The following is an 11,059-nucleotide window of genomic DNA, read 5'->3' as shown; positions in this document are numbered from 1 at the left end:
TGCGTGACGCCGTCCGGCGAGTGGCGGTACTTCTCGATCTGCGTCGCGAGCGTGCTGCCGCCCGGCGAGTTGAGGTCCTCGTCGACGACCTTCGCGACCTGGCCGAACACCGCGCGGCCGAAGCGCGCCCAGTCGACCGCCGGGTTCATGTTCGGGCGATCGGCGGCGAGAAGATCACGGTTCTCGATGAAGAGCAGGCTCTGCACGACGCGCGGCGGAATCTGCTCGAAGGTCGGATAGCTGCGGATCGGGTAGTGCGACTCGTACAGCATCTCGCCCTGCGCGCCATGCACTTCGAGCCCGGAGCGGGTCTTCTCGTGGTAGGGCGGGAAGTAGCCGCGGCCGGCGTAGTCGTACAGCTTTTGCGAGAAGCGGACCTGGCTGGCGACGGCGAAATCGCGTGCGAGGAGCCGCTCAATGAAACCAGGCAGCAGCGTGTAGCCGAGGCGCTGATCGAAGGGGCCGTGTTCCGGGAAGCGGATCGCGTCGCTCGGGCCGGTCTGGAGCTGATAGTCGAGCTTGCGTGCGTAGCGCGAGACCTCGCGAGCCTCGAGCCAGGACGTGCGGCTTTCATAGTACCCCGCCACGCCGCCCGCGATGATCGCCAATACGATCAACCAGAAGATCCATCGCCGCAGCGTTCTGAACCACCCGCGACGCGGGGCCTTGGCATTCGAATTCTGTCCGGACACGTTACCGCCCGAGTGTTGAGATAAGCGAAATTATCCAGCACTCCGGACCGCGCAGGCACGGAAACATGCGGTTTCGTTACCGCGAAACGTTGCGGACTGTGTCATGGAACACACGCTCCGGGAAACGGGGCTGCGTCGCGAGGAAACCGTCCCGGTAAACGAGTGCGGCCGAGGCATCTTCGCAGACGCCCCGGCCGCGTTCAGGAAGGGCTCGTTACAGCGCGCTGAAGAAGCCGATCCCCACGAGGACGAGCAACACCAGGCCGAAGCCGATCAGCACCAGCCCAAGGAGCTTCGAGGCCAGCGTCATCGGCTTCGACGGGGCGTCGACGAGATGCTTCTCCAGTTCGCCGCTCGCGAGCAGCCGCTCGTACTGCTCGCGGTGATGGCGGCGGAAGTCGTCGAGCGACAGGGTGCCCGTGAACATCACGATATCCGGCGGCGGCAGCTTGTCGGGCCGGAAGTGGTTGTTGAAGAAGTGCACCGTGAAGAGGAAGACCGCGGCGAGGAAGGCTTCCTCACCGTGGGCGATCACCGCAACGTTGAATACCCAGCCCGGCAGGTAGGTCGCGACCAGCGTCGGGAACCACATCATGAAGCCGCTGACGCCGACAATCGTGACCCCCCAGAACGGTGCCCAGTAGTCGAACTTCTCCCAGTAGGTCCAGCGCTCGAAGGTCGGCTGCGGCCCCTTGCCGAAGAACCAGCGGAACATGCCGATCACGTCCTGCAGGTCCTTGAGGTTCGGCACCACCGATTCGGGCCCGAAGATCCTGAAGGTCTTCCAGTTGCGCACGAGGAAGCGGATCACCCACAGCAGGTGGATCACGAACACCGAGATGAAGACGACGGCGTTGACGCGGTGGATCACCGCGGCGACCTTCGGACCGCCGAGCGCGCGCACGACGACCGGCGCCCAGGCGGTTTCCGCGTACATCAGCGTCATGCCGGTGAGCGTCAGGATCATCAGGCTGACCGCGAACAACAGGTGGCCGAGGCGTTCCCACGGGCCGAAGCGGCGGAAGTGCTTGCCCGCCGGCAGGCCCAAATCGGCGACCTTGACGCGCCTCTCGCTGCGGCCGGCTGCGCGCTCCTTGAGCTCACGGTAGAGCCACAACAGCAGATGCACCCAGAAGAAGGCGAAGGTGCCGATCAGCAGGCCCGCCATCCCCTTGGCTGCGAGCCAGATCTGCGGGTACTTGGCGAAATCGCCGCCGTGGCCGTGCGGGGCAAAGCTCGTGAAGCCGGGCGCGGCCATCACCGCCTTCTTGCCGTCGTGGCACTTCTTGCAGGTCTCGAGGCGATTCGCCTCCGACACTTTCGACTTCGGATCGTCGATCTTCACGATGCCGTGACTGCCGTGGCAGTCGAAGCACTTGGCGGTGTGGGCGTAGCCGAGGCTTTGCACCTGCCCGTGGTAGGTGGCGTGGTAGCTCTTATACTGCGCCTCGTGGCAGCTGCCGCAGTTGCTCGTGATCAGCAGCTTGGTCGGATCCTTCGAGGTATTCTCGATCTCGTGCGTCGTATGGCAGTCGACGCACACCGCGGCATCGGTCTTGCCCTTCTCCAGCACGGCCACGCCGTGGATGGAGGCGGAATAATCCTCGAGTTGATCTTCGTGGCAGCTCTCGCCGCACAGCGCCGGGGTCGTCTTGCGCCACTCGGCGTACTGCGCCGTGCCCTTTGCCGGCACGTTGAAGGTGTGGGTATCGTGGCACTGGTCGCAGCTCGCTTTCGGGCGATCCGGATGATCGGTGTCGGGCCGCGCGTGGAAGGAGTTGCGATAGGCGGCGAGATTGCGCACGACGTTTTCGAGCCGCGGCTTGGACTTCGCCGTGCCGTCCTTCTGCGCCGCCTGCCACAAGGCCTCGTGACAGCTCCCGCAATCGAGCTTCAGCGGCGCGGTGAGCTGATGCGCCTTGCTGTTGTCGGCGACGTTGGTGTGGCAATCGACGCAGTTCATGCGCCCATGCACGCCGGCACGGAATGCCGCCTCATCGACGGCGCGCAGTGCGCGTGGCTTGCCGTCGGGCACGGGCACCTTGATCGCATCCGCATCCGCGCCGTGGCATTGGACGCAGGAGCTCACGGTCAGCTCCGCCTTGCCCGACGGCGCCTGGTCGGCGGCCCGGGCATTCGAAGCGACGAGCGCGGGCACCGTCAGCAGCAACGCCGCGGCGAAGTTCAATATCGATGCGCGCCACATCCGCGGCGTCGCTTGTTCGGGGGCACGGCTTCTGGTGTGCATGCAGTCCTTCCTGTTGGGCTGCGGACGGTCGAACGCCGCCCGCAGCCACATCACGCGCTAGCGGGCGTGGCGCTTATTGGAACCTGACGATGTAGCGCATGCCGATGAAGTTGCTCGTCTCCTTCGGCTTGATCGACACCGTTGTGCCGTCGACCGTCGTGCCGTAGGTGAAGGGCGATCCGTCGGCAAAGCTCCAGGTCCAGTCGTCGGTCTTCCACTGTTCGTGGATCAGGTCGAGCCGGACGTCCGCCTCCTTCGTGACGGCGTACTTCGCGAACATCGAGATCCGCACCAGCTTGTTCTCGATGTCGGGCAGCGGCACCGCGGTGACGCCGGCCGAGGTCGGATAGACCGCCTGCAATCCGCCCAGGCCGGAGAGCGTGGTCTCTTCGTCGTAGAAGCTGCGGGTGCGCGTCCACTGCACGTCCGCGCCGACCTTGAGCTTCTCGCCGAAGCCGCCGCGCAGGCCGAGGCCGACCGAGTCGCCCTTGTCCTTCAAGACGGCATCCTTCTCCATCTCGAAGATCAGCGTCGTGCGGTCCCAGCGGCCGGCGAGCTGGCGCGCGCGCGTCATGTCGTGCGACGCCCAGCCGGTGAGCTGCCAGACGTCGCTGAGCGCGTAGCGGGCGTCGACCGACACCAGCGTCGCGCGACCGTCGCGCAGGCCGAAGGGGCGCTCGTCGTTATGGCCGTACTCGTCGTGCGCGTCCTCGACGTTGAACTGCAGGTTGAAGGCGTTGACCGGCGCCCAGTCGAGCGACAGCCGCCACTTGTTGCGCGTGCGGTCGGCCAGATGCAGCGGGTTGATCAGGTTGAAGATGTCGGCTTCCTGCGGCGGCACGTAGCTCGAACCGTCGCGCTCGCTGTGCAGATAGGTGACGGAGCCGTTGAGCGTGTCGGACATCGAACGCCGCAATTGCAGCCGGTAGGTCGTCTCGTCGATCCGCTCCCGATAGGGGATGTAACGCTCGTCAATGAACTTGTTTACCGAGCGGTCCTGGTCCTTCACGTCGACGCCGGCGATCAGCTTGAAGCGCTCGGGCAGCCGGTAGGAGGCCTCGAACTTGCCGGTCTTGGTCGTGTAGGAGAAGGGCGTGTCGTGCACGGTCGCGACGTGGGTCGTGTTGCTGCCGACGAAGCCCGAGATCGGCGTGCGGTCGTCGGAGTCGTAGTAGCGCAGCGAGCCATTCAGCGTCAGGTCGCTCGTCGCGCGCGAGGTCAGGCCGAGTTCGACCAGCGAGTTGACGATCTTGCCGTCCAGGCTGCGCGGCGCGTCGACGAAGCGGTTGTTCGGCGCCGCGAGATTCCAGGTCGGAAGGTTCTCGTCCTGCGTCGCGACGCTGCGCTGGAGCTTGAGCGTCGCGCGCGTTGAGGGCGTGAAGGAGTAGCCCGCGTTGATGAAAAACTGGTGCGCCTCGTTGTCGAGCGGCAGCGTCAGCGGCGTCGGGTTCGGCGTGCTGACGTTGCCCGGCTGCGCCTGGCCCTTGATCGTCGCCATCACGAGCGAATCGTGATTGCCGTACCAGCTGCCCGCGTAGCCGCCCGCGAGTTGCAGGCGTTCGCCGGTGTACTCGACCGTGACGTCGAGCTGGCGCGTCGTGCTGTCGATCGGCTCGACGAGGAAGTAGGGGTTGCTGCCCATGCCCCAGTTGCGCGTGCCGTCCTTCTCCTCGTTCTTGAAGCTGACCTTGAGGTCGACGTCGCGCATCAGGTTCTTGTAGAAGCCGGCCTGCAGCAGGTCGCGCTGCACGCCGAGGCTGACGTCACGGTGCGGCAGCGCGTTCGCGCCGGTGCCGCTGATGGTCTGGTTCTCGTGGCCGATGCCCTGCAACCCGGTGTTGATCTGCAGCGGACTGTCGCGGTCGATGCGCGAATAGCTCACGGACGCCCCGATATTGCCCTGCTGCAGCACCTCACCGCGGAAGCGCCGGGTATCGAGACCGAGCCGCTCGCCTTCGAAGGTGTACCAAGTACCGGTCGCTTCGTCGCGCTTGCGGATGTCGGCGTCGATCAGGCCGTAGAAGCCGCGCGAGCGCATGCCGTCGTACATGCCTTGCTGGAAGCGGTCGTCGTTCCAGTGGCCGACGCCCACCGAAACGCTGCTGTCGGGCTCCGACAACTGGCGGATCTCGGCGTCGTCGGCGGCAGCCGGTCCATAGATGGCGAGCAGGGCCGTCGCCAGCGCGCTCAACCTGAATGCACTGTTGATGTGTGTCATCACGATCTCCCTGATCCCGTCAGCGACGGAAACGTCCGGCGGTGGCGTTGTTGATAGTGCTGTTGCCGCCATGGATATTCACGTGGCAGTTCGCACAACCGCGGCCCACGGTGCCGAGCAGCGCGGTGTTCGTGGTCGCCCCGGTGGGCAGACCCGCGAGCTGGCCGGGGTGACTCTCGTGGCTGTGGCATTCCTGACACAGATAGGGAGGACGCGCCTTCAACAGGTTCGGGATGTTCGTGCCATGCACGTTGTGGCAGATGCTGCAGTCCTCGGCCACCGGCTGGTGGTTATGCACGAAGGGCCCGCGCTTCTCCATGTGGCAGGTGAAACAGGTCTCGTTGACGCTCGCCTTGACGAGCTGCGACGGGTTGTCGCCGTGGACGTTGTGGCAGGACGAGCACGCCATCGCGCCTTCGGGCACCGGGTGATGAGTCGGACGGGCGAATTGCGCGCGCTGCTCCTTGTGGCAGCTCATGCACACTTCGGGCTGGGTCGAGACTTGGCGCACCTTGTCGTGCCCATCGTGGATCTTGTGACAGGAGGTACAGGTGACGTCGCGCCGGCTGTGCGTGCTGTTCTGCCAGAAGATGCGGGTGCTGCCCTGGTGGCAGGCGAGGCAGGCGGCGTCGCGCGCTTCGGCGGTGGCGGGGTTCTTCCTACTGAAGCCGACGTCGACCGGCGGCGTCGGGCCCGAACCGCGTCCGGCCTCCTTGACGTGCCGTTCGCTTTCGCCGTGACAGGATACGCAGCTCGGCGTGCGCTTGTCGGCAACGGTGCCGTGCTTGGTCTTGCCGATCGCGAGCTGCTCGGGCGAGTCCGATTCGTCATGGCATTCGGTGCAGCGCTTGTCGCCGCGCAGCACCAGCCCCTTGTCCTGATCCACCGCCCGCTCGGGCGCTGCCGCCGCGGGCGACGACAGCACGCAAATGCCGCCCAGCACGGCACACAGGGCGGCAAGCCGCCCCCAATCCCTGATTCCCATTGTCTCCTCCCTTATATGTCGAGCTGCATAGAGCAACGGCCCCATGGGGGCCGTTTGCTACTTGCCTAGCGAGCGAGAATCCATTTGATGAGGTCGCTCTTCTCTTGCGGGGTGTCGGTCTTCAAGACCTTGTGTTCTTCTTCTGTACCGTCCTCGAGCTTGACCTTCGGGGCATCGGTGAGATTGTGGTTGAGCTTTTCGACCGCGTCGGGCTTACCCTTGTACTTGGCGGCGATCTTGTCGTACGACGGCCCTTTCTTGGTCTTGTCGAGCGCGTGGCACTTGAAGCAGTCGTTGCTCTTGAGCAGCTTCTTGGCCGCGTCGTCGCTCAATTCGGCCGACGCGCTGGCAGCAAGGCTCAGCAGGGCGGCGCCGGCGAGGGCGGTGACGAGGCGGTGGCATGATGAGCGTCTTCCTGATTGCAACACGATGATCTCCTTTGCATCGAGGCACGCGGGGCTAAGGTCACCCCACGCAGGGTTCGCCAGCTAGGGTTGATACATTGACACACTTGGATACGCCAATTCGGGTATTTTTCGGACATACCTTGACGGTCGTCAAGTTGCATAGCAGCAAGCACGGCGGTCATTTCGGACCACCGATGGGTTTTTCCCCATGATCTCTAAGGTTTTACCCGGTTTAAAAATTTTGCAACGCCGACACATTGCCGGTGCGCTTTGGCTTGCCACGGCATTCTTTGTGGCAGGGGCCCCGGTGTCGGCGCGCGCGGAGGAACCGGCCCTCGTCGCGATCGACATCGGCCACACCGTTGCGGCACCCGGCGCAACGAGCGCCCGCGGGCGCAGCGAGTTCGAATTCAACCTCGAGCTGGCGCGGGCGCTGGCGGCGGGCCTGACGCGGCTCAAGCTGCGTACCGCGATCATCAACGAGGACGGGAAGATCGGCTCGCTCGCCGAGCGTCCGGCGCAGGTGCCGCACGCGGATCTGCTGATCTCGATCCATCACGATTCGGTGGGCGAGGACGAATTGTCGGACTGGATGTGGGAAGGCCGGCCGCAGCGCTACAGCGACCGCTGGAAGGGGCATTCGCTGTTCGTGTCACGCCGCAATCCGGACCCGGAGCGCAGCCTGTTGTGCGCCTCGGTCATCGGGGCGCGGCTGCAACGCGCCGGTTTCGAGCCGACGGACAAGAACGCCCGCCGGCGCGAGTACGCCGATCACCAAGAGGCGGTGCATTACTACGACGACCTGGTGGTGCTGTACCGGGCACAGCAGCCGGCGGTGCTCTTCGAGGCCGGCGTGATCCGGCATCGGGAAGAGGAACTGGCGCTACGTGATCCGCAGCGCCAGGCGGCGATGGCGAGCGAGATCGCCACGGGGATCGCCGCCTGCCTGATGGCGGGGCGCTGAGCGGGGGCGGGCGGGCGCCACGCCCCGCGAGGGATCAGTCGACCTTCTGGCCGTGCTCGCGCGTTGCGTGGAAGGCGACCTTGGGCCACTTTTCCATCGTGACTTCGAGGTTGTAGCGGCTGGTCGCGAGATACACGGCGTTGCCGTCGACGTCCTTGCCGATGCGCATCGCCTGCTCGCGCTCGAAGTTGCGGCGCGTGACCTCATCCGGAAAGGACAGCCAGCGCGCGGTATGGATGTCGCAGGGTTCGAAGATCGCGTCGACCTTGTACTCGTCCTTCAGGCGCTGCGCGACGACTTCGAACTGCAGCTGGCCGACCGCACCGAGCAGCATGTTGCCGCCTTCCTGCTCGAACACCTGGATCGCGCCCTCCTCGCCCAGCTCCTGCAGGCCTTTCTGCAGTTGCTTGGACTTCAGCGGATCGCGCAGCCGCGCGGCGCTGAAGAGTTCCGGCGAGAAATACGGGATGCCCTTGTAGCCGAGGTTTTCGCCTTCGGTCAGGGTGTCGCCGATATGGAGCTGCCCGTGGTTGTGGATGCCGATGATGTCGCCCGCGACGCCATCGTCCATCAGCACGCGTTCGTTCGCCATGAAGGTCAGCGCGTTGGCGAGCTTCATGTCGCGGCCCATGCGCACGTGCTTGACCTTCATGCCGGAACTGTAGCGGCCGGAGCAGATACGGAAGAAGGCGATGCGGTCGCGGTGCTTCGGGTCCATGTTCGCCTGGATCTTGAACACGAAGCCGGTGAAGGGGGCTTCAGCCGGTTGCACCTGGCGGGTGCCCGCATCGCGCGGCTGCGGGGCCGGCGCCCAGTCGAGCAGCGCTTGCAGGATCTCCTGCACGCCGAAGTTGTTGATACCGGAGCCGAAGAACACCGGCGTCTGCTTGCCGGCGAGGAAGTCCTCGAGCGAGAACGGGGGCGAGGCGCCCTGGATCAGGTCCACTTCTTCGCGCAACTTGCCGACTTCAAGCGGGAAAAGCTCGTCGAGCTGCGCGTTGTCGACGCCCTGGATGACTTCGGCCTCGCTGCGCTTTTCCTCGCCCGCCGCGAAGCGCAGTACGCGGTCTTCGAGCAGGTGATAGACGCCGCGGAAGGTCTTGCCCATGCCAATCGGCCAGGTGATCGGCGCGCAGTCGATCTTCAGCACGGACTCGATCTCCTGCAGCAGATCGAAGGTCTCGCGCACTTCGCGGTCCATCTTGTTCACGAAGGTGATGATCGGCGTGTTGCGCAGGCGGCACACTTCGAGCAGCTTGATCGTCTGCGCCTCGACGCCCTTCGCGGCGTCGATGACCATCACGGCGGCATCGACCGCGGTCAGCACGCGGTAGGTGTCTTCCGAGAAGTCCTGGTGGCCCGGGGTGTCGAGCAGGTTGATGGTGTGGCCCTGGTACTCGAACTGCATCACCGAGCTGGTCACCGAGATGCCGCGCTGCTTCTCGACTTCCATCCAGTCGGAGGTCGCGTGGCGCGCGCTCTTGCGCGCCTTGACGGTGCCGGCGAGCTGGATCGCGCCGCCGAACAGCAGCAGCTTTTCGGTCAGCGTGGTCTTGCCCGCGTCGGGGTGGGAGATGATGCCGAAGGTGCGGCGCTTCTCGACGTCGCGCAGCAGTTCGGGCGGAAAGGGTGTGTCGGCCATGATCGGATCGCAAAAAAACAAAGCCGCCAGCCGGTGCCGGCATGGCGGGGACAATCGCAATTCTATCAAGGAATTAGGCGGTGCCGCAGGAGAAACGACGGGGATCGCGGGCAAGCGGTGGAAAATCTGCGATGATTCGGGGATATTTTCCAGCCCACTTCGACTTCGACGACATGCCCCGAGCCACGCCCACGCTGCGCCAACGCAAGATCTTCGCCCTCACCCGCATCCTCGGCGGCTTCGTCGCCGCGTGCTATCTCGCCTATGTCGTCATCGCGAACCTCGCGGACGGTGCGCCCTTCGACGGGACGCTCAAATTCACGGCGCTGATCGCGATCGCTGGCTTCGGCTATGCCGCGTGGTACCTGCGCGACCTCAGTGCGATTGCGCGCGAGGAACAGCAAGGCGGCGGCGCGGACAAGCCCTGATGGCGCGTGCCGGGCTGCACCCGGCACGCTGCCGCCGTCAGCGCTTGCTGCCGGCGGACTCTTCCGCGACGTAGGCTTCGTGCAGCACGACCGGGTGCGCGGGCCGCTTCCTCATGCGGATGTTGAGCATCTCGACCGCCACCGAGAAGGCCATCGCGAAGTAGATGTAGCCCTTCGGCACATGCTGGCCGAAGCCTTCGGCGACCAGCACGACACCCACGACCATCAGGAAGGACAGCGCGAGCATCTTCACGGTCGGGTGGTTCGACACGAAGTTTCCGATCGGAGCCGACGCGACCATCATCAGGCCGACGGAAGCGACGACCGCCGACATCATCACGCCGAGGTTATTCACCATGCCGATCGCCGTGATGATCGAGTCGAGCGAGAACACCAGGTCGATGACGATGATCTGCATGATCACGGCACTCAAGGTCGCCTTCACCGCGCTCGAGGCTTCACCCTCCTCGCCTTCGAGCAGCTGGTGGATCTCGCCGGTGCTCTTCCACAACAGGAACAGACCGCCGCCGATCAGGATGATGTCGCGCGCCGAGAAGGCGTGACCGAAGAGTTCGAAGAGCGCCGAATCGAGTCCGGCGAGCCATGCGAGGACCGACAGCAGCCCGAGGCGCATGAACATCGCGAGGAAGAGGCCGAGCCGACGTGCCATCGCGCGGCGCTCAGGCGGCAGCTTGTCGACCAGGATCGAGATGAAGATGATGTTGTCGATCCCCAGCACCAGCTCCAGCATCGTAAGGGTGAAGAACGCGATGATGAGCTGAGGATCGGTCAGGAATTCGGGCATGACGGGACACGGTGACAGGCGAAGACCCCTGTATAGCATGCCAAGCGGGAAAATGCCGAACCGTGCGAGCTTAGAGATAGTTCCGAAATACGTGATTGACGCCACAGGCCGCATCGGAAAGACCGAAGCCCACGGACGGGTGACTATTACCTATGGGATAGAAAGCGGGTATCCTCGCGTCTTTACGTTTCCTTACCTTTCTCGCATTCCAGCGCTCACGTCCTTGTCATTGCCGATGCGCCGCCTGCCCCGCCTCCCTTTTCTGCTGCTTGCCGCGACCTGTGCCGCGAGCGAGGCGCACGCGGGCGACGACCCCTATTTCGAGGAACTGCCGCAGGTGCTGAGCGCCTCGCGCATGCCGCAAGCCTTGAACGAGGCGCCCGGGGCGGTCACGGTGATCGACCGCGAACTGATCGCCGCCACCGGTTACCGCGATCTCGCGCGCCTGCTGCGCCTGGTGCCCGGCATGCAGGTCGGGCAGGAGCGGGGGCACGCGCAGTGGGTGACCTACCACGGGCTGTCGAACGACTTCCCGACCGAGATGCAGGTGCTGATCGACGGCCGCTCGGTGATCACGCCGAGCGCCTTCGGCGGCGTCGACTGGAGCGCGCTGCCGCTGACGCTGGATGAGATCGACCGCATCGAGGTGGTGCGCGGCACCAACGCGAGC

Annotated in this window: 10 protein-coding genes; 3 read left to right on the top strand and 7 right to left on the bottom strand. The window is 65.1% G+C overall.

What is annotated here, in order from left to right; all coding sequences use genetic code 11:
* The 5 genes from VJ673_RS23040 to VJ673_RS23020 all read right to left on the bottom strand — a co-directional run.
* Positions 1–692 (bottom strand): transglycosylase domain-containing protein (locus VJ673_RS23040; RefSeq protein ID WP_324128522.1); only part of this gene is annotated, 692 nt, incomplete at its 3' end.
* A gap of 214 nt (positions 693–906) precedes the next feature.
* Positions 907–2,940 (bottom strand): cytochrome b/b6 domain-containing protein, encoded by a 2,034-nt coding sequence (locus VJ673_RS23035; protein ID WP_324128521.1) that lies wholly within the window; start codon positions 2,938–2,940, stop codon positions 907–909.
* A 73-nt stretch (positions 2,941–3,013) separates the two neighbouring features.
* On the bottom strand, positions 3,014–5,158 hold the full coding sequence (locus VJ673_RS23030; protein WP_324128520.1) for an MtrB/PioB family decaheme-associated outer membrane protein: 2,145 nt from the start codon (positions 5,156–5,158) through the stop codon (positions 3,014–3,016).
* Between the two features lie 19 nt (positions 5,159–5,177).
* Positions 5,178–6,143, bottom strand: a complete 966-nt coding sequence (locus VJ673_RS23025; RefSeq protein WP_324128519.1) for a DmsE family decaheme c-type cytochrome — start codon at positions 6,141–6,143, stop codon at positions 5,178–5,180.
* Positions 6,144–6,208: 65 nt separating this feature from the next.
* Positions 6,209–6,571 (bottom strand): c-type cytochrome, encoded by a 363-nt coding sequence (locus VJ673_RS23020; RefSeq protein WP_324128518.1) that lies wholly within the window; start codon positions 6,569–6,571, stop codon positions 6,209–6,211.
* A gap of 286 nt (positions 6,572–6,857) precedes the next feature.
* On the opposite strand from VJ673_RS23020, the gene VJ673_RS23015 reads away from it, so the two are divergent.
* Positions 6,858–7,514 (top strand): N-acetylmuramoyl-L-alanine amidase family protein, encoded by a 657-nt coding sequence (locus tag VJ673_RS23015; RefSeq protein WP_324128517.1) that lies wholly within the window; start codon positions 6,858–6,860, stop codon positions 7,512–7,514.
* 34 nt (positions 7,515–7,548) lie between these two features.
* Here the strand turns inward: VJ673_RS23015 and VJ673_RS23010 are convergent, their stop codons facing one another.
* A complete protein-coding gene (locus VJ673_RS23010) occupies positions 7,549–9,156 on the bottom strand; it encodes a peptide chain release factor 3 (protein WP_324128516.1) in 1,608 nt (535 codons plus the stop codon).
* Between the two features lie 173 nt (positions 9,157–9,329).
* Between VJ673_RS23010 and VJ673_RS23005 the strand changes: the two genes are divergently transcribed.
* Entirely contained in the window at positions 9,330–9,584 is a 255-nt protein-coding gene (locus VJ673_RS23005; RefSeq protein ID WP_324128523.1) for a hypothetical protein, read from the top strand.
* A 37-nt stretch (positions 9,585–9,621) separates the two neighbouring features.
* Here the strand turns inward: VJ673_RS23005 and VJ673_RS23000 are convergent, their stop codons facing one another.
* Entirely contained in the window at positions 9,622–10,389 is a 768-nt protein-coding gene (locus tag VJ673_RS23000) for a TerC family protein (protein WP_324128515.1), read from the bottom strand.
* Positions 10,390–10,624: 235 nt separating this feature from the next.
* Between VJ673_RS23000 and VJ673_RS22995 the strand changes: the two genes are divergently transcribed.
* On the top strand, positions 10,625–11,059 hold a 435-nt coding region (locus VJ673_RS22995), incomplete at its 3' end, for a TonB-dependent receptor plug domain-containing protein (RefSeq protein WP_324128514.1).

This window comes from Aromatoleum sp. (assembly GCF_035254505.1).
Lineage (GTDB): Bacteria > Pseudomonadota > Gammaproteobacteria > Burkholderiales > Rhodocyclaceae > Aromatoleum.
The sequence above is the reverse complement of the archived record's forward strand: the minus strand, read 5'-3'. Positions and strand labels throughout refer to the sequence as shown.

Excerpts from the sequence above, each read along its gene's own strand:
- VJ673_RS23035 (WP_324128521.1), bottom strand. The coding sequence starts at position 2,940 with ATGCACACCAGAAGCCGTGCCCCCGAACAAGCGACGCCGCGGATGTGG.
- VJ673_RS23030 (WP_324128520.1), bottom strand. The coding sequence starts at position 5,158 with ATGACACACATCAACAGTGCATTCAGGTTGAGCGCGCTGGCGACGGCC.
- VJ673_RS23025 (WP_324128519.1), bottom strand. The coding sequence starts at position 6,143 with ATGGGAATCAGGGATTGGGGGCGGCTTGCCGCCCTGTGTGCCGTGCTG.
- VJ673_RS23010 (WP_324128516.1), bottom strand. The coding sequence starts at position 9,156 with ATGGCCGACACACCCTTTCCGCCCGAACTGCTGCGCGACGTCGAGAAG.
- VJ673_RS23005 (WP_324128523.1), top strand. The coding sequence starts at position 9,330 with ATGCCCCGAGCCACGCCCACGCTGCGCCAACGCAAGATCTTCGCCCTC.
- VJ673_RS23000 (WP_324128515.1), bottom strand. The coding sequence starts at position 10,389 with ATGCCCGAATTCCTGACCGATCCTCAGCTCATCATCGCGTTCTTCACC.